Annotated in this window: 16 protein-coding genes; 8 read left to right on the forward strand and 8 right to left on the reverse strand. The window is 25.5% G+C overall.

The annotated features are described in order from the left end of the window. Positions 1 to 135 precede the first annotated feature (135 nt). From AVENP_RS01935 to AVENP_RS01950, 4 genes are read right to left on the reverse strand one after another with little or no spacing between them, the layout of a single operon-like run. On the reverse strand, positions 136 to 468 hold the full coding sequence (locus tag AVENP_RS01935; RefSeq protein WP_128359248.1) for a YraN family protein: 333 nt from the start codon (positions 466 to 468) through the stop codon (positions 136 to 138). Positions 469 to 485: 17 nt separating this feature from the next. Further along, on the reverse strand, positions 486 to 686 hold the full coding sequence (gene thiS / locus AVENP_RS01940; protein ID WP_128359249.1) for a sulfur carrier protein ThiS: 201 nt from the start codon (positions 684 to 686) through the stop codon (positions 486 to 488). A 51-nt stretch (positions 687 to 737) separates the two neighbouring features. Further along, positions 738 to 1,745: an SAM-dependent methyltransferase gene (locus tag AVENP_RS01945; RefSeq protein ID WP_128359250.1), complete on the reverse strand. Its 1,008-nt coding sequence runs from the start codon at positions 1,743 to 1,745 to the stop codon at positions 738 to 740. Positions 1,746 to 1,795: 50 nt separating this feature from the next. Beyond that, positions 1,796 to 2,521, reverse strand: a complete 726-nt coding sequence (locus tag AVENP_RS01950; protein WP_128359251.1) for an OmpA family protein — start codon at positions 2,519 to 2,521, stop codon at positions 1,796 to 1,798. Positions 2,522 to 2,653: 132 nt separating this feature from the next. On the opposite strand from AVENP_RS01950, the gene pyk reads away from it, so the two are divergent. After that, a complete protein-coding gene (pyk, locus tag AVENP_RS01955; protein WP_128359252.1) occupies positions 2,654 to 4,120 on the forward strand; it encodes a pyruvate kinase in 1,467 nt (488 codons plus the stop codon). 300 nt (positions 4,121 to 4,420) lie between these two features. After that, positions 4,421 to 9,070 (forward strand): NACHT domain-containing protein, encoded by a 4,650-nt coding sequence (locus tag AVENP_RS01960; protein WP_128359253.1) that lies wholly within the window; start codon positions 4,421 to 4,423, stop codon positions 9,068 to 9,070. Between the two features lie 218 nt (positions 9,071 to 9,288). On the opposite strand, the gene AVENP_RS01965 is transcribed toward AVENP_RS01960, so the two are convergent. The 3 genes from AVENP_RS01965 to AVENP_RS01975 all read right to left on the reverse strand — a co-directional run bounded on the left by AVENP_RS01965 (position 9,289) and on the right by AVENP_RS01975 (position 14,056). Then, positions 9,289 to 10,482: a TolC family protein gene (locus AVENP_RS01965; RefSeq protein WP_172664187.1), complete on the reverse strand. Its 1,194-nt coding sequence runs from the start codon at positions 10,480 to 10,482 to the stop codon at positions 9,289 to 9,291. Next, positions 10,454 to 11,653, reverse strand: a complete 1,200-nt coding sequence (locus AVENP_RS01970) for an aspartate aminotransferase family protein (RefSeq protein ID WP_128359254.1) — start codon at positions 11,651 to 11,653, stop codon at positions 10,454 to 10,456. Before AVENP_RS01970 ends, AVENP_RS01965 begins: the two co-directional genes overlap by 29 nt. Positions 11,654 to 11,725: 72 nt before the next feature. Continuing rightward, positions 11,726 to 14,056 (reverse strand): fatty acid cis/trans isomerase, encoded by a 2,331-nt coding sequence (locus tag AVENP_RS01975; protein WP_128359255.1) that lies wholly within the window; start codon positions 14,054 to 14,056, stop codon positions 11,726 to 11,728. Between the two features lie 95 nt (positions 14,057 to 14,151). Here AVENP_RS01975 and AVENP_RS01980 point away from each other — a divergent pair, with 95 nt between their 5' ends. The 3 genes from AVENP_RS01980 to AVENP_RS01990 are packed head-to-tail and all read left to right on the forward strand — an operon-like array spanning position 14,152 to position 16,586. After that, positions 14,152 to 15,030, forward strand: coding sequence for an aspartate carbamoyltransferase catalytic subunit (locus tag AVENP_RS01980; protein WP_128359256.1), 879 nt, complete (start codon positions 14,152 to 14,154; stop codon positions 15,028 to 15,030). A 3-nt stretch (positions 15,031 to 15,033) separates the two neighbouring features. Next, positions 15,034 to 16,002, forward strand: a complete 969-nt coding sequence (locus tag AVENP_RS01985; RefSeq protein ID WP_128359257.1) for an aminodeoxychorismate synthase component I — start codon at positions 15,034 to 15,036, stop codon at positions 16,000 to 16,002. An 11-nt stretch (positions 16,003 to 16,013) separates the two neighbouring features. Continuing rightward, the gene (locus AVENP_RS01990) at positions 16,014 to 16,586 is read left to right on the forward strand and encodes an aminotransferase class IV family protein (protein WP_128359258.1); all 573 of its coding nucleotides are present in this window, start codon (positions 16,014 to 16,016) and stop codon (positions 16,584 to 16,586) included. Here AVENP_RS01990 and AVENP_RS01995 read toward each other — a convergent pair. Beyond that, a complete protein-coding gene (locus AVENP_RS01995; RefSeq protein WP_128359259.1) occupies positions 16,568 to 17,206 on the reverse strand; it encodes a transglutaminase-like cysteine peptidase in 639 nt (212 codons plus the stop codon). The two genes, AVENP_RS01990 and AVENP_RS01995, sit on opposite strands and share 19 nt — an antisense overlap. A gap of 40 nt (positions 17,207 to 17,246) precedes the next feature. On the opposite strand from AVENP_RS01995, the gene AVENP_RS02000 reads away from it, so the two are divergent. Genes AVENP_RS02000 through AVENP_RS02010 form a run of 3 tightly spaced genes read left to right on the forward strand, consistent with a single transcriptional unit; the run spans position 17,247 to position 18,696 of the window. Further along, positions 17,247 to 17,681, forward strand: a complete 435-nt coding sequence (locus tag AVENP_RS02000) for a hypothetical protein (protein WP_128359260.1) — start codon at positions 17,247 to 17,249, stop codon at positions 17,679 to 17,681. 15 nt (positions 17,682 to 17,696) lie between these two features. Then, positions 17,697 to 18,383 carry an AzlC family ABC transporter permease gene (locus AVENP_RS02005; RefSeq protein WP_128359261.1) on the forward strand — a complete coding sequence of 229 codons (687 nt, stop codon included), beginning with the start codon at positions 17,697 to 17,699 and terminating at the stop codon, positions 18,381 to 18,383. After that, a complete protein-coding gene (locus tag AVENP_RS02010) occupies positions 18,376 to 18,696 on the forward strand; it encodes a branched-chain amino acid transporter permease (RefSeq protein WP_128359262.1) in 321 nt (106 codons plus the stop codon). Before AVENP_RS02005 ends, AVENP_RS02010 begins: the two co-directional genes overlap by 8 nt. Positions 18,697 to 18,723: the final 27 nt, after the last annotated feature.

Genomic DNA, 18,723 nt, shown 5'->3' on the forward strand with positions numbered 1-18,723 from the left:
AATTAAATTTTGAAATTTGTATTAAGTGCTAGATTATTGCTACTATGAATTGTTATAATTCCTATACTAATTTTATATACAAGTCCATAATAGTAAGAGGTGTTTTTGCGACCTTCATCTCTTACTTTTATCTTTTTAAATTGTAATATTTTCAATAAAATCAATAGTCTCATCTGTTACAATAATTGCATCAATACAATATGAAATATCTAATTTTTTTGTTTGAATATAATAATCAACACTTCTTTTTATTTTAGAAAGTTTTGATTTAGTAAGATTATTAATAGCAGTTTCATAATCAAGTGCTGATTTTACTTCACAAAAGTGATAAGTAGAGTTTTTTGTAGCAATAATATCAATTTCACCTAGTTTTTTTGCATAGAAGTTTTGTTCAATTATTTTAAAGTCTAAATCTTCTAAAAAAGAGATAGCTTTTTTTTCTGCAAAGTCACCTTTTTCTCTACTCATATTCTTTTACTTTTATTTCATCCACCACCAACAAATTGAAGAAGTTCGATTTTGTCATCATTTTTTGGAATAAAACTGTTCCAATCATCTTTTTTTACGATATTCATGTTTACAGCTGCTGCCATTACTTTATTTTCAATTTGTAAATCTGTAATAATATTTTGAAGTGTTAATGAGTCATTAAACTCTTTTGTTTCGCCATTTATTATAAGTGTCATTTTTATACCTTATTATATTTTTTATAAAGTTTGATTATACAAAGAGTTAACTTATTTCCTAATATTCAAAGTTTTAAATCTATCACCCATTCCAGTTGGTTCAAGTAAAACTTTTACTTTTTGAGTCTCTTTTAAATATGTTTTTTCATCCACATTTGCTTTTAAAATTTCAAGTAAATCTAAAATACCAAACTCAATTAAAGATTTTAGTTGAGTTTGGAATTTTATATCCAAAATACCGTTATTAAAAAAACAATCACTTATATAATTAAAATGAACATCATAGGTAATATCTGAGTTTTTAAATAGTTTTTCTAAAGGTAAATTTTCTTCAAAAATAGGGTAAACACTGTGCTTTTCATAAACCCTTGCTGAGAAATCATTTCTTGGAAATCTATCTCCATAATCAAAAGTTAAAAATTCAAAAGTTTTGATATTTGAACAAAGTGTATTTACAAAATCTTTGTAGGAAAGGGCAACTTCACCTTTTGTAATGTGATATTTTTTGCAATGATATATGATATTTTCATCAATACAATCAAAAAATTCTATTTTATGATTTGAAACAAAAGCTTGCTGTAAAGTTCCTTTTTTATTTGTATAAACTAAATCACATGAAAAGGCATCAAATATCTCATTTGCCAGAATATAAGCATTTTCTAGTTTTACTTCATTTATATCATTGTAATGTTTTAGTTTTATTATTTCTCCAAAAGAGTCACTTAGATACTTTTTTTGTTGCTCTTGAAGATTTGGAAATCGCTCAACTATTGCAAAATTTAAAGTCTCTAAAAGTTGAGGTTTTAAAGTGTAAATAAACTGAATAATATCAGCTAGCAAATATCCATGATGAGCACCAATTTCTAAAATAGTTGTATTGCTTGGTAAAAATCCATCTTCAATAGAAGTGATTATTTTTTTAGCAATAGATCCACCAAAAAATGATGAGGTGGAAACAGAAGTGAAAAAATCACCATCTTTCCCTATTTGTTTGTAATTTGAGTAGTAGCCATCTTGGCCATAAAGCCAATCATTAAAGTAGTCATTAAATTTAATCATAAAAAGATTGTATCAAAAAGTAGATTTAGTAGATAAAAAGATCTCTCTTTTTATCTACAAACATCGATTACAGATTGTTGATTTGGATATAAATAGACTTCAACTCTTCTATTTAATCCCATATTTGCATCACTTGTATTTGGTGCTACTGGTTTATCAAAAGAACAACCTCTTGAGAAAATTTGGTTTTGAACACCTGTATTATTTATAATATTTCCTACATTTGTAGCTCTTTTTTCTGATAGTGTAAGATTGTAAGCGTGTGTTCCTCTGCTATCTGTATGACCGACTACTTGAACTAAAGTATTTGGATATTTTTGTAAAACAGTTGTAATTTTAGCAATTTTTGTTCCAGCACTATATGTTGGATTTGCTGAATTTGTTTCAAACATCATATCATCTCTAAACATGATTTTTACGTAGTTATCAGTATTTGAAACAATTAAGTCTTGATTTGGATCCAAAGCTGCTGTTGGACTATTATTTACATTTGTATTTAAACTTTGAGCAACTTCTTTTGCTTGATTATCCATACTATAACCAACAGCTCCACCAATTGCTGCACCTGCAACTGCACCAATTACTTTGTTTCTTCCTTTATTCCCACCACCAATATTATTTCCAAGAACAATACCTGCAATTGCTCCAAGAGTAGTTCCAATTATTGCATTTTGATTTTCATCATAAGTTTGATTTCCAGTTTTTTGAGCACAACCACTAATCATTGTTGCGATTGCTATTGAAGAAATAAATGTTTTAAAATTTAATAATTTCATATAAAGCCTTTAAAATTTTAATTTGAATTGTAGATTTTATCATCTTTATTGTGAAATAATTGTTATGTAATAAAGTAACTTGATTTGTAATAATTGTATGTTATAATTAATACAACTCAAAAAGGAGAAACTATGGAAAAAAGAACAAAAATATTAGCAACTTTAGGCCCAGCAAGCCATAGCGTGGAGATGATTGAAGGACTTATAAAAGCCGGTGCAAATATGTTTAGATTAAACTTTTCACACGGAAGTCATGAATATCATTTAGAAACATTAAATAATATTAGAACTGCAATGAAAAATCTAGATAAAACAGTTGGAATTTTACAAGATATTTCTGGACCAAAAGTAAGAATTGGTGATTTAAAAGAACCTTTTGAACTTCATAGAGATGATGTAATAACATTTTTAAAAGATGATATGGTTGGATATAAAAAAGCAGAAAAAGAATTTATTGTATCTATTAATTATCCAGATATCTTAGACAAAGTTAAAATTGATGAATATATATATTTATACGATGGAACAATTAGAGCTAAAGTTATTGAAATTGGAAAAGAAGTAAAAGCTAGAATTGAAAATCATGGAACACTTTCTTCAAGAAAAGGTGTGAATTTCCCAAATACTGTAATTGACATTGATGTAATTACAAAAAAAGATGAAATTGATATTGCGTGGGGAGTTGAACACGAAGTTGATTATTTTGCTATTTCATTTGTTCAAAATGCAAAAGATATGAGAAGAGCTAGACATCTTTTAGGTTCATATAAAGGTAAATTAATTGCAAAAATTGAAAAATTTGATGCTGTTGAAAATATTGATGAAATTATAGAAGCTAGTGATGGATTAATGGTTGCAAGGGGAGATTTAGGAATTGAAGTTCCTTATTATGATGTTCCTACTATTCAAAAAATGCTTATCAAAAAAGCAAATTTAAAAGGAATTCCAGTAATTACAGCAACTCAAATGCTTTTATCAATGACTCAAAATGAAAGAGCAACACGTGCTGAAATCTCAGACGTTGCAAATGCTGTTTTAGATGGAACTGATGTTGTAATGTTAAGCGAAGAGAGTGCAGTTGGTGAAGACCCAATTAATGTTGTTGATACAATGCATAATATTATCGCAAAAACTGAGGGTATTTATAACTATGATAAACAATACAAATTCCCATATTTAGATGAATTTGATGTTATTCAAGCAACAGTTACAAAACTTGCAGATGACTTAAAAGCAAATGGTATTTTAGCACTTACAAGTTCTGGAAAATCAGCTTTAAAAATGTCAAGATATAGACCAAGAACTCCTATTTTTACATTTACTCATAAAAGAAAAGTTTTAAATTCTTTAACAGCTGTTTGGGGAGTTGAACCAATAGGAACTATTAAAGAATCACAAGCTTCTAAAATGTTTCAAAGAATGCTAAAAGAGCTTGATGGAAGAGGACTGTTAAATAAAAATGGATTATATGTAGCAACTGTTGGTTATCCTGTTGGAATGCCAGGAAGTACAAATACTATTAAAATATTAACTCCATCTGAAATTGAGTATTACTTAAATTTTAAAGAGAATAAAGAAAAAGACAAAAAGTCTAAATAAATAAAAAGAAGAAATAAATTTAGATTTATTTCTTCTTCCTACATTTTATGATTTCATCAATTTAATTATCTGTTTTAACTTTATTAATTGTAGTTATTTTAAATTCTTTTGATAAGCACATAAAATACCCTAAATTATGTGCTTAAAAAACTATAGTGAAAATGAACTACATCAAATTATTGGCTTTAAAAATTTATAGTAACCTGTTTTAGTTGCGAAAATTAGATAGAACTTTTAAGTATTTTTTTATTAAATCATTATTTTTGTATAATAAATGAAATTACAATAAAAAGAATTTTAATGCAAAATATAAATTGGGATAAGTTACAACCATATTCAGGTGATACTAAAAAAAGTTTTGAGGAATTATGCTATCAAATAGTATCAGAAAAATTTAAAGATGATATTTTAAATGGTGCAATTTTAACTTCTATTGATGATAGTGGTGGAGGAGATGGAGTTGAATTTTATCTAACTTATCAAAATGGTGATGTTTATGGTTGGCAAGCTAAATATTTCTGTCGGTTAAATGAAGGTGGAAGAAAAGAACAAATTAAAAAATCTCTACAAACTACATATGATAAACATCCTAATATAAAAAAATGGTTTCTTTGTAATAAATGTAACTTTACACCTGATGAAAAAAAATGGTTTGACGATGATTTAGCAAACTCAACTAAAAATGGGAAAACTGTTTTACCAACTAACCATAATGTAGAGCTTATACATTGGGGAGAAAGTGAATTACTTAATTACTTAAAAGATTATTCAAATATTCATAGGTTTTTCTTTTCTGAAAAATTCCTAACACAAGAATGGTTTGAGAATAGATATAAAATTGATATTGATAAAACACAAATAAAAACTAAATATATATCTGAAATTCATATCCAAACAGATATTGATATGACAATTTGTAAAATGCTAGGTGGAAATAGACTTATAGAAGTTCTTGAAAGAACAATGGAGCAACACCAAGTATTAATGTATGCAGAACAATATAAAGAGTCTTATTTAAGACTATTTTCTGAAGATGTAAATGATGAGTATAAAAATATACAAACTTTTTTTAGAAAGTTTTTAGAAGAAAAAGAAAGCATAATTGTAATTGCTATTAATAAGTTAGATGAAATAAAAGAAATAATATCAATTAAAAATGAACAAAAGCTAAAAGCTAAAATAAAAGAATTTGAAGAATACATTAGTGCTTTAAGCGAATTTTATAAAAAATATGATGATTTATCAGAATCAAACTTATGTGAACCTATAAAACATCTTAGGATAGAAAAAGAAAATGGTTCAGATTTAGATAAAAAAGAAAAAGATAAAATTGAAACTGAAAATAGAAAAAGAAAAAAAGTTAGGGATATTCTTTTTTCTCCTTTATATGATTTAAGTGAATATGCTATTTCTTCATTAGAAGGAATTTTTAGAGTATTTGATTTATTAGAGCAAAATGAAGTTCATATTTCAGGTAAAGCAGGTATGGGAAAAACTCATGTCTCTTTTAATATTTTTAAAAATCAAATTGTAAATCAAAAAGAGCCTGCTATTTTTATTTTAGCTAAAGAAATATATACAGACCAAAGTTTAGAAAATCAATTAAAAGATAACTTTTCTATGCCAGTTGATTGGACATTTGATGATTTTTTAGGTGCTTTAGAAATTAGTGCAAGAGTATATAAAGTAAAAATACCAATTATTATAGATGGATTAAATGAATCTACACATTGGAATTCTGTTTGGAAAAATGGTTTAGAAAAATTTATTTTAAAATTAAAACAATATCCCCATATAGTTTTAATAACAACATATCGTAACTCTTATGAAGACCAATTATTTCCAAATAAATATTTTAACTATGATAATAGATGGAGATTAAAAGAGTTTATTCATGGTTTTGAGGGGTTAAATTGGAAAGCTATAGAAACTTATTTTAAATTTTATAAAATAAAATTAGAAAATCGCTCAAATGCAATAGGTTATTTCGAACATCCATTACATTTAAAGATTTTTTGTGAAACAAAAAATCCAAGTCGTAATAAAGTTGTTAAAGTATCATTTCAAAATGAAGATTTATTTGATGTTTTTGAAGAATATATACAAATAAGTAATGAAAATATAACAACTTTATTAAAAGAACTTGACCCTAAATATAATAATGACTTTACGCAAAAAAAATTGTTAAAGCTTTCTAAATATTTTTGGGAACATAATACTAGAGGAATGCCCCGCTCTGAAAAACTGTTTAGTGATGATGAGTTAAGAATTTTTGAAGGAGAAAACCTACTTATTTATAGAGATTGGAATATTAATAATGATAAAGAAGAAATACAATTTACCTACGATTTATTAGGTGGTTATCTTATCTCTAAATATCTTATTCAATCCTATGAAGAATATTATCCAATTATAAAAGTACCCTCAAATAATTGGATAGTTAAAGTTGCAAAAGTATTTTCTGATGAATATATACCAGAAAGAGCCACAGATTTATGTTATGAGAGCTTTAAAAAAACTAGTATTTTAATAAATACTGTAATGAGTAATAAAGTTGCACTCGAAAAATTTATTACTTCAAAAGAATTTAGAAAAAGATTATTAGAGTTTAAAACAGAGCACCCGTTATATGATGATATTCTCAGAACAATTACTATTTTAATTATTAAAAAATCTACTATTTTTTTATTTAATATTTTAGAAAATGAAAGAGCAAGAAAATATTCAATCGAATCTCTTTTTGAAATTAATTCAAAATTTATTAAAGAAAATGAAGAATTAATTAAGAATTTTTTAGAAAATGAATTCATATCTAATAGTGAACAATTATTAAATTTATCTAAACAAATAGAATTTGACTCTGAACATCCTTTAAATTTTCATTTTTGGTCTGATTTACTTAAAAAATCATCAATGTTAGAAAGGGATTTATTTTGGAGTGAATATATTAGAAAAAATCATTCTTGGTATAGGGATTCTTATTTTACACAATTTGTTAATAATTTTGAAAAGGCATGTATAGAGCAAAAAGAAATATCTAATAGAGTTCACATAGGTGCTAAAAAAGTTATGTGGGTTTTTACTACAAATATAAGAAGACTTAGAGATGAAGCAACTAGAGCATTATATTATTATGCAAGGAGATACCCCAAAGAATTTTTAGACTTGTTAAAATATTCAATTGATATAAATGATCCTTATGTAGTGGAACGAATGTTAGCTGTAACTTATGGATTAGCAATGGCAAGACAAAATGATTTTGATGATGAAAGCTATAGAAAAGTTTATTTACCTCTATATGGAAGATTTCTTTTTGATAATATGTTTTCAAGTGAAGCGAAATATCCTACAACACATATTTTAGCTAGAGATTATGCAAAAAGAACTATAGATATTGCATTAATACATCATTCATCTTTATTTACTAATTCAGAAAAAAAGTTAATTAAATATCCTCTAAAAGATTATTTTCATAAAGAATGGGGAACAATACCAAACTACAAAGAATTAAAATATAGATTTGGTACACCTATTCATATGGATTTTGAAAATTATACTATTGGTAGATTGGTAGAGGAAAGAAGTAATTATGATAGTGAACATAAAGAATATAAACTCATATTATCTCAAATTTATTGGAGAATGTATAATTTAGGATATTTATTTACAAAATTTGAAAAAATTGATAAACAAATTGGGAATGATAGTTGGCGTAATTCAAATAATGAAAGTGCTAGTAAAATAGATAGATATGGCAAAAAATATTCTTGGATTGCATTTTATGAAATGGCAGGACATAGAAGTGATTTAGGTTTACTAAAAAAGTGGGGAAATGAAGATGAATTAAGAATCTCAGATACAGATATTGACCCGAGTTTTCCTATTGAACTAAGAAAATATAATTTATTTGAAGAAATAAATAAGAATAATTTTTTAGGAGATTTAGGAAAAGAAGCTGTAACATGGTATTCAAATGATAAGGACTTAGATATTAGTAATTATATTAAATTAAATAGTCATTTAGGAACAAATGAAAAAAATGATTGGTTTCTTTTAAAAGGTTCTATATCTCAAAAGGATAAAGAAGACCAAACTAGAGATGTTAATATTGGAATAAATGCTATTTTAGTAGATATAGAAGAATATAAAAAAATCGAAAATTTAACAGACAAGTATCATGATTATAGTTTTGATTATTTACAAAATATAGAAGACCATTATATATATGATGGAGAAATACATTGGTGTGACTTAATACCTAATGATTATTCAAGAGATTTCCAAATTTCTTATAATTATCATGAGGTGGAAAGAATAAAAAAAGAATTGAAAATTTTCAATAATGGTAAAAATTTATCAGAAATTGAAAATAATGAACTTGAAAAGAAAAAGAAGGAATTTTTAGATAAAGCTTGGGATAAAGTTTTTGATGGAGATTTTGATGTTAATATTCCATCTTTATCTAATAATGATGAAATAACGAAAAAAATAGCAGAAGAAATGGGGTATACAACAGAATATATAGATACTACTTATACACAACAAGATAATGATAATATAGAAATAAATATAGAAACAACTATATTCAGAAATTCTTGGGAAAGTTATCATAGTGAAATTATTTCAAGCGGAGAAACAATTGTTCCTTCAAAAAATATTTCTAATTATTTTGGACTACATTTAAGATCTCAAAGTTCCGATTTATATAATCAAAATGGAGAAATAATATCAACATCTCTAAAATTTGGAGAAAGTTATGATAACAAATCAACATTTACTTATATTAGGAAAGATTATTTAGAAAGGTACATGGAAGAAAAAAATAAACAATTAATTTGGTTGCAATGGACTGAAAAAAGATATTTCCCAAATGGTGTAAAAAAATTAATCTATAGTGGTGAACGTGAAAAAACTGAATATAGAAATTATTATAAAATAATTTATGATTAATGACAATAATTTCAGTTTATTTAAGATAGTTGAATTACAACTCTAGCCGTTCATCTAAACAACTAACTTTTAATCGCCTAAATATAATCATTTGGCTTAAACTTATAAGAGGAAAAAAAGAGCATTTGAAGCAAATGCAAAATCTATTATAATTTCTGATGAGTTGATAAATACATTAATTAATCTAAAAAAGTAGGTTTTTAATTATTGCAAAACTTCTATTGAAGTTTTGCATACATTTCAAGAAGTTCGATTTGTTTATCAACTTCATAGATTTTCAGATCTAAAGATTTGATTTTTTGTGAGTTTTGAAGGGTGTCTAAATCACTTTGGGTTTTTAATTGGGCTTCTTTCTCTTCATTTATGATTTTTAAAATAGAGGTATAAACTTCTAAATCATCTCTTGTAATTTGTAATCTTTCTTCAATCATTGATATTTTTTGAAGTTTACTTTTGAAAAAAGTTTTTTCATCATCTAAGCTATTTTCTAAATTTAATTTTGATTTTAGATAATCAATCCTTTTACTTTGAACATCATTAAAAGTTCTTGAATCAAAAGGTACAGTTACACTTAATCCAAAAGTTTGGTCATTCTCTTTTGAGTATTTTGTATTATTATCTGTATCATGGTATTTTGAATAAGTATAATAAGCATTTACACTTGGAAGATATTTAGCCATTGTCATATATGAATAATTGCCTTTTTTATCCACATCAGCTTCTATTTTTTTTAGATTTATATTATTTTCTAAAAACTCTTTTTCACTAAATATTGTAAAAGTTGGTAACTCAAAATTTGTATAATCATTTGAAGAGATATTATTAAAATTATTAATTAATTCTTGTTTTTGATATTTTAAATCAACCAAGTTATTTTTTGTAGTATTCAAAGTTAAAAGGGCATCATCTAAAAATGAAGCATCTAAAAAACCATTTAGAACTTGCTCTTTTTTTCTATTCACATCTATTTTTGCATTTTCTAAAGTGTATTTTGCTTTTTCAATATTTAAGTTTGCTTTTTCAATATTATAAAGATAATTTAATGCTTCTTTTATTAGCTCTTTTTTTTGTTGAGCTAAATCTAAATCAGCATATTTATAACTATTATCCGCATATTTTATAGCTTGATAGATTCCTCCACTTTGAAAAATAGGCTGATTAATAGATATCATTGACCTTTGAGTTTTATCATCTTCACCCAAATTATTTGTATATTGATAAGTAATTGGATTTATCCAATCTTTTCTCAGTTTTGAACTATCTTCTTTAATCTGTTCTTGCGATAAATCAAAATTTTTTAATCTTTTTTCTGAAAGTATTTTTTCATCAAAAGTTTCAGTTTGGGCATATAAATTTGAAAAGATTAAACTACATAAAAGTAGTTTAATCTTGTTTGATTTTATCAAGTGCATTTTCTAATCTTTTAAATCCTTCATTCATCTCTTCTTTTGAGATAGTTAATGCTGGAAGAAGTCTTAAAGTATTTTTCCCTGCTTTTAAAACTAATACACCATGTTCAAAGGCAGTTTTAATAACAAGTGCTAAAGTATCAGCATCTTTAACTCTTAGTCCTCTCATTAGTCCTAAACCAACATTATCAGTGAAGATTTCTCTATGGTTTTCATAAATTTCATTTAATTTTTTATTAAAATAAATAATAGTTTCAGCTAAAGCCCCACTATCTTTTACCTCTTCTAAAATATCTAAAACTTCTAAAGCAGCAGTAGTTACTAAATAATTCCCACCAAAAGTAGAACCATGATCACCTGGACTAAAAATATCTTTTAGTGTTGTCATAATAGCACCAATTGGAACTCCACCACCTAAACCTTTTGCAAGAGTAACAATATCTGGTTCAATTTCATAAAGATTAGCAGCTAAGAACTCACCTGTTCTATAAACTCCTGTTTGAACTTCATCAATGATTAATAAAATATCATTTTCTTTTAAGAATTTTGCTAATTCTTGAATCTCTTTTTTATCAAAAGGTTGAACACCACCTTCCCCTTGAACAAGTTCAATCATAACAGCAACTGTTTCATTATCAATTGCATTATAAATATCATCTATTTTATTATGATAAGAAAAACCATCTGGATATGGAGCAAAGTTTGGAGTATGCATTGAGCTTTGTCCAGTTGCTTTTACAGTTGTAATAGTTCTTCCATGAAAAGAGTGTTCTAATGTGATAACTTTATATCTTTTATTTTCAAATTTAGTTTCACCATATTTTCTTGCAATTTTTATAGCACCTTCATTTGCTTCAGCACCACTATTTGCAAAAAAAGTTCTAATGTCATATCCACATAATTCTTTTAATTTTTTTGCTAATTTTGCTTGTGGTTCAATTGCATATAAATTTGAAATATGAGTTATATTTAAAATTTGTTCATAAATTTTATCAGCAACTCTTTTATTTCCATGTCCTACACTACAAACTGCAATTCCTGATGTAAAATCTATATAATCTTTATCATTTTCATCAAAAAGTGTAGCATTTATACCTTTTTTAAAGTTAACATAATTTCTAGAATAAGTATGTAATACATACTCTTTGTCTATTTGTTCTATTTGTTCATTCATTTATTTTCCTAAAAAAATTTAGATGTGATTTTAAGGGAAAATTATATCTAAAATATTTAAACCATTTATTAATTATTGCTCTATAGCTTGACTTATATATTTATTTAAATCAAATAAACCATATTGCAAAGAATCTTGTTTTTTAAACTCTTTATCAAACCAATCAAAAATTTCCCAAAAATTAGGGTTTGCTCTGTTTACAACATAGTTTAAGAGTCTTTTATTATGTATATCATTATCATGATAATTTTGTAAAAGATTAAAAAAATCACTTAATTGATTTTGTTTTACAATAACAAAAGCATTTGGATAAGAACCTATAAAACCTTTTATAACATTTATTCTATCTTTTGAAGAATCTAATCTTGACTCTTCATCAAAAAGCAAGGCAACATTTTTATGCCATCTGTTTATTACTAAAGTATAAACAAGATTTTCACCAGAATTTAGCTCAATTTTTATATAAGCTAGATTTGAATCTGCATCATTGAAATTTTTTATTAATTCAGAACTATTTGGAAGAGTTAATGTTTTAAAACTCTCTTCTATCTCTTCTTTTGAATTATAAATATTTTTTATAGGAGTCTTTTTGTAACCATCTTCAATAAAGTTTATAGAGTCTTTTTTAGTATTTGTATATGCAAATAGTTTTTGCACAAACTCTTTTTTGTAATCTGTTGTTTTATATGAAATATCCACATCATTATTTGAAGGAATATAAACACTTAAATATTGAGCTAACCAACCTTCATACCAAGAATCAAAATAATCAATTCTAGATTTTTTTGGTAAAAATTCTAAGAAGTTACTTTCTCCTTCTATTCTTAATCTATCCATGTGAGTTCGTACAAGTAATTGATGAGCGGTATTTCCAAATACATCAAATCCAGCAACTAATGAATAATAAATTCGTTCAAGAAGTGGATAATCTATAACCCACAAAGTTTTTGGAATATCTCCTAATGCACCTTTATGAACTGATGCTGAATCAAAATGTCTATAAATTGTTAAAATAGAATCATTTTCTTGATTTGGATTCCCTTTCCAAATCGCATCCATAAATAAACCTTTTGGATAATATTGTTTATAAATTTGTGCTTTGTTTGTTTCATATTTTTTAGCTAATTCATAATTATCCAAAGCTTTGAAAGTTTTATATAAACTAGGGTCTTCTCCATATTCATTTGGTATTGAAAGATTTGCAATATTATCATGTAAAAAAAACTTATCTTGAACTGATAAATCATATTTTGGATCTAAAAACATTACCCAAAATTGGTCTTGAATTACATTCAATGCAATTTGCCCTTTACAAACTGGCCCTCTAATAAAAGTCATAATAATATAATGAACATCATCAAGTAAAAACTGGTATCTACTATTTACTGGAATTTGTTCAAAAGTTCTTAATGCATTTGCCGAAATATTTGTATCATAAGTTGGCAAAAATGCTTTTCGTTCCCAATTTGTCTCTATGAATAATTCGTTATATCTTTTTAGTTTTTCATCATTTAATTTATAAACCATGTGAGTTTTATGTACTATTGTTGATTCTATTTTTTGAAATCTATAATAAAATCTTCCATTAATTCCCTCATAAGGAAATCTTGTTGGAATAACTTGTGGTTTCTCTCCTGTTGGCGTTTTTGAGCGAATTAATTCATAAAAGTTTCCACTAGTATCTTCAAAAGAGATGTGTGCTAAAAAAAGATGTTCGTAGATATATCTGGCACTTACTTGATATTTAATATTTTGATTATTGAAAAAATCTTCAAACTTTTTGATTTGTTCTTTTTCTAAATTAGTACTAATATCTTTTTGCGTGTCATCAATTGCACCTTGTTTGAGCCAAGTCATCAATAAATTATATTCTTGTTTTTTTAAAGCAGGAAAACCATATGGCATTCCTTTATGTGGATTCTCATCAAAAAAATCTGTTAATTCATCTTTATCTTTAACACAAGTTAATTCATCTTTTTCAGGAGAATATTTTCCTATATTCAAAGGATTTTTATTTTTTTGAAAAAGATATTGCATCATTATAGATTCATTTGATTCATCCATTGAATCAAGAACTGAAGAGAAACCTTTTCCTCTCCATTGTTTTTCATTAACAGCATCAACAAAAAGTCTTGTTGGATTATCTGCACTCATTCTATTTTCATAAATATTTTTTTTAGAAGAACCTCTTTGAATTCCCTCAAAAGATGATAATTTTAATTGGCAAGGTGAATTATAACAAGAGTGACAAGAGACGCATCTTTTGTCCAAAATAGGTTTTATATCATTTATAAATGATATTTCTCTTTGTAATTCATCAAATTGTACAGGGTCTAATGGTTTAGTAGAACAAGCTGTAAATAGAATAATAAATAGTGTAAGTATAAGAATTTGTAGTTTCATAAATAGTCCTAATAAAAATAAAGTGAACATTATACAAAAAGTTTCATTTTTAAACAGCTTTTTGCTAGAATCCAAACTAAAATTAAAGGAAAAAAATGCAGCACTTAATTAGAACTTCTGATTTTTCAAAAGAAGAAATATTAAGCATATTTGATGATGCTAGAGAGTTTTTAAAATTTAAACCAAATGAAATTTTAAAAGGTAAAATAATTGTTACTTTATTTTTTGAAAATTCTACTAGAACTAGAAGTTCTTTTGAAATTGCAGCAAAAAGATTGGGAGCTGAGGTTGTATCTTTAGATGTTAGTACTTCATCAACATCAAAAGGTGAAACTATTTTTGATACAGTTGCAAATATAAATGCTATGAAACCAGATGCAATTATTATTAGACATTCTGAGTGTGGTTTACCTGAATCATTAACTCAATATGTTGATTGTTCAATTATCAACGCAGGTGATGGTAAACATGCCCACCCAACTCAAGCTTTATTAGATTTATTTACAATTTATGAACATTTTAATGGTCAAACAGAAGGTAAAAAAATCGCAATTGTAGGTGATGTTAGAACTTCAAGAGTTGCTGGTTCTAATAGAAGATTACTTCCAAGATTTGGAATAGATGTGAGCTTCATTGCACCAGATTGCTTTAAATACGAGGGAACTGACTTTAAACATTATGACAAAATCTCTGATATTATTGATGAACTTGATGTTATTATGAGTCTTAGAACACAACTTGAAAGACACTCTGAAATATATTTTGAGTCACTAAATGAATATGCAAAAGATTATTGTATTACAACTGAAGTAATGGGAAATAGAGATATTATTCTTCTACATCCAGGACCTGTTAATAGAAATGTTGACATTAGTGATGAAATGCTAAAAGATCCAAGATCAAAAGTATTAACACAAGTTACAAATGGTGTTGCAATAAGAGCTGCTGTTTTAAAAAAATTAATTCTAAAATAAAATTTGAGTAAAGAGTTAATAAAAGAAAAGTTAAATAAATTTGGCTCAGAAAAAGAGCCATTTTTATTTGTTTTGTCTTACGATTTAAGTAAGTTTTATATAGAAAAATTATCTAAGCTTCCAAATTCCATAAAGTTTCAATTAAATCAAAAAGAAGATTTTAATAAAGTTTTTACAAAATCAAAACTTGAAAAGTTTCCTATTTCTTTTGAAGAATATAAAAAAAAATTTGATAGATTACAAGAAGAGATAAAAGCTGGAAATACTTATCTTTCAAATCTAACTGTAAAAACCAAAATAAAAACTTCTTTATCTTTGGATGAAATATATGAAAATACAAAAGGTAAATATAAAATAAGATTTCAAAATCAAGAAGATAATTTCACTTGCTTCTCTCCTGAAACATTTATAAAAATAAAAGATAATAAAATTTTTACATATCCTATGAAAGGAACAATTGATGCTGATATTTCAAATGCTAAAGAGCAAATTTTAGCAAATAAAAAAGAGATGGCTGAACATACAATGGTTGTAGATTTACTAAGAAATGATTTAGGAATAATAGCATCAAATGTGAGAGTTGAAGATTTTAGATATATTGATACTATAAATGCAGGAGATAAAAGACTTTTACAAGTAAGCTCAAAGATTTCAGCAAATTTACAAGAAAATTGGATAAAAAATATAGGAGATATTATTACTTCAATTTTACCAGCTGGTTCAATTACTGGAACTCCAAAGAAAAAAACTGTTGAAATTTTAAAAGAAATAGAAAATTATGATAGAGATTTTTATACGGGAATTTTTGGAGTTTTTGATGGAAAAGAGTTGGATTCTTGTGTGATGATTAGGTTTATCCAAGAAGATATAAATGGAAATAAATATTATAAAAGTGGTGGTGGAATTACTTGTGATTCTGATGTTTTAAATGAATATCAAGAGTTAATTGATAAAATTTATTTACCCTTTTAAAAGGTTTGAGAATGCAAGAAAATATATATTTTGAGACAATAAAATGTGAAGATAATGAGATTTTTAATTTAGAATATCACAATAAAAGAGTAGCAAATACAATAGGTTTAAATATAAATCTACAAGAATATATTTATCCAATAAGTGAAGAATTACTTAGATGTAAAGTTATTTATAATGATTTTGAGATTATAAATGTGGAGTATTTTCCCTATAAAAAAAGAGAGATAAACACTTTTAAACTAATATTTGATGATGAAATTTCATACTCAAAAAAGTATTTAAATAGAGAAAATTTAGATGATTTGTTTTCTAAAAAAGAAAATTGTGATGAGATTATTATTATAAAAAATGGTATTGTAACAGACACAAGTATTGCAAATATAGCGATACTTTATGAAGATATGTGGATAACATCAAAAAGCTACTTATTAAGTGGAACTACAAGAGCCAGACTTTTAGAAGAAAAAGTTTTAATAGAAAAAGATATAAGTGTTAAAATGCTTAAAAAAGCTTCTAAAATTGCACTTATGAATGCAATGATAGGCTTTGATATTAAAGAAGATTATTCATTTAAATTATAAACTCTATTTAAAAGTTTTTCCCATTTATTTTCTTTTCCAAAATTTACATTTGCTTTTTGCGTAAATTTTGTTGGAGTAAATAAGTAAGAGTCAATTTCATTAAAAGCAACTTTTGGAATAAGTTTTGGTCTTTTTGTAAAGGGAATTACAACTGAACTTAGATTATCTAATACCAAAGGAGTGGAATTTTTATTTTCTAAATATAACAAAACCATATGAGCCGTTTTTTCACCTTTTATATTTACAATAGCAAAATATAATTTTTCTTTTGGAATACCAACTTCTAAAAGAGTAAAATACTTAGCAATTGCATAATCTTCGCAATCTCCATGACCTTCAAGTAAAAACTCTTTAGGTGTTGCCCAATAATCAATAGAAGCTTGCGTTGATATATCAAGAGCAGGAAATATCTTGTTTATAAAAGAGTTCACATGGGAAAGTTTTCTAATAAGTTCATAATCTTTTATTTTGAGTTTTAATTCTTCATATTTTGTTAATCTATTTAAGATGAATGATTTTTTATCTGAATTATTTATATAATTTATATCTTTTTGGTTTAATTTAAATTCATAAGCAAAGGCAGAATTAATAAGGAAAATAAGGAAAATAATTTGTTTCATGAGCTATAATAACATTAAATTTTTGAAATAGGTATTAATTATGATAAAAGATATAATAGAAAATAACGAATATAAAGAATTAGTTGAGCGACAAATAAAAGAGAATATTATGTTCTTATTAGCTAAGAATCAAGAGTTTTCAATAACAGCAAATTTAGAGCCAATTAGCTTTACTCCAGAACTTCCAAAAGTTATAAAAGATCAAATGCATAAATTTTCTTTATTTATTTTGAGTAATTATACATATACAACAGTTCAAGTTGATGATGAGTTTCTTAGTTTTGAAGCGGGATTTGGAAATGAGAACTTTGGAAGTGTTGTAAAAATTCCATTACATGCAGTTTTTCAAATAGTTGTAGATGAATCAATATTATATATAAATTCAGTAGCAACAGTTGATAAATTTAATAAAAACTTGAAGAAAAATTCTTTTAATATATTTAAAAATAATCCTAATAATAAAAAATTCAATTAATAGGTAAAACTAAGATTGAAATATAAAAATGAATTAATAAAGGCATTTAAAATCTCTATTCCTATTATGATGGGATATTTAGTTTTAGGTTTTGCTTTTGGCTTATTATTAGTCTCTTTTGATTATTCTTGGTATTTAGCACCTATTATGTCTTTTTTCATATATACAGGTGCTTTACAATTTGTTGCAATAAACTTTTTTAATATCAAAGCTGGTTTTGTTGATATTGCAATCGCTTCTATATTTATAAATGTTAGACAATCATTTTATGGGTTATCTTTGTTAAAAAGGTTTAGAAATACAGATAAGTTAAAACCTTATTTAATTTTTGCTCTAACTGATGAAACTTATGCCTTATTGACTTCAATTAAAGATGATGAGAGTTTGAATAAAAAATGGTATTACTTCTTTTTACTCAGTTTTAGCCAGTTTTATTGGCTTGTAGGTTCTACTTTAGGTGCATTAATTGGTGTTAATCTTAAATTTAATACTTTAGGTTTAGAGTTTTCATTAACAGCACTTTTTGTTGTACTTTGTATCGAACAATATAAAAACTTACAAAATATTGCTCCTTTTATTTTGGCTTTGATTTCTTCTACTATTGCGCTTATTTTTATTCCAAGTGATAAAATGTTGATTGCTTCAATTATTTTATCTTTGATATTGATGTTTACTTTTGAAAGAAAAATAGAAAATGAATAATTATGAAATATTCATAGCAATTGTTATTATGTCAAGTATTAGTTATTTTATGAGAGCACTACCTTTTTTGTTTTTTAGAAAAAAAGAGTTACCACATTATCTTGTATTTATTGAAAAATATTTTCCTGCTGTTATAATGACAATCTTAGTTATTTACACCTTAAAAGATGTGAATTTTTCATTAGTTCCATATGGATTAAAGGAGATAGGAAGTATTTTAATAACAGCAATTTTACATCTGATATTTAAGAATTATTTGATTTCAATTTTCTTAGGAACGGTTTTTTATATGTTTTTAGTACAGTATATTTAGAGAAAATTTATAAATATTTTAAGAAGA

This window comes from Arcobacter venerupis, from assembly GCF_013201665.1.
Classification (GTDB): domain Bacteria; phylum Campylobacterota; class Campylobacteria; order Campylobacterales; family Arcobacteraceae; genus Aliarcobacter; species Aliarcobacter venerupis.

Coding starts and splice junctions, on each gene's coding strand:
- AVENP_RS01935 (WP_128359248.1), bottom strand. CDS start 468: ATGAGTAGAGAAAAAGGTGACTTTGCAGAAAAAAAAGCTATCTCTTTT.
- thiS (WP_128359249.1), bottom strand. CDS start 686: ATGACACTTATAATAAATGGCGAAACAAAAGAGTTTAATGACTCATTA.
- AVENP_RS01945 (WP_128359250.1), bottom strand. CDS start 1,745: ATGATTAAATTTAATGACTACTTTAATGATTGGCTTTATGGCCAAGAT.
- AVENP_RS01950 (WP_128359251.1), bottom strand. CDS start 2,521: ATGAAATTATTAAATTTTAAAACATTTATTTCTTCAATAGCAATCGCA.
- pyk (WP_128359252.1), top strand. CDS start 2,654: ATGGAAAAAAGAACAAAAATATTAGCAACTTTAGGCCCAGCAAGCCAT.
- AVENP_RS01960 (WP_128359253.1), top strand. CDS start 4,421: ATGCAAAATATAAATTGGGATAAGTTACAACCATATTCAGGTGATACT.
- AVENP_RS01965 (WP_172664187.1), bottom strand. CDS start 10,482: ATGCACTTGATAAAATCAAACAAGATTAAACTACTTTTATGTAGTTTA.
- AVENP_RS01970 (WP_128359254.1), bottom strand. CDS start 11,653: ATGAATGAACAAATAGAACAAATAGACAAAGAGTATGTATTACATACT.
- AVENP_RS01975 (WP_128359255.1), bottom strand. CDS start 14,056: ATGAAACTACAAATTCTTATACTTACACTATTTATTATTCTATTTACA.
- AVENP_RS01980 (WP_128359256.1), top strand. CDS start 14,152: ATGCAGCACTTAATTAGAACTTCTGATTTTTCAAAAGAAGAAATATTA.
- AVENP_RS01990 (WP_128359258.1), top strand. CDS start 16,014: ATGCAAGAAAATATATATTTTGAGACAATAAAATGTGAAGATAATGAG.
- AVENP_RS01995 (WP_128359259.1), bottom strand. CDS start 17,206: ATGAAACAAATTATTTTCCTTATTTTCCTTATTAATTCTGCCTTTGCT.
- AVENP_RS02000 (WP_128359260.1), top strand. CDS start 17,247: ATGATAAAAGATATAATAGAAAATAACGAATATAAAGAATTAGTTGAG.
- AVENP_RS02010 (WP_128359262.1), top strand. CDS start 18,376: ATGAATAATTATGAAATATTCATAGCAATTGTTATTATGTCAAGTATT.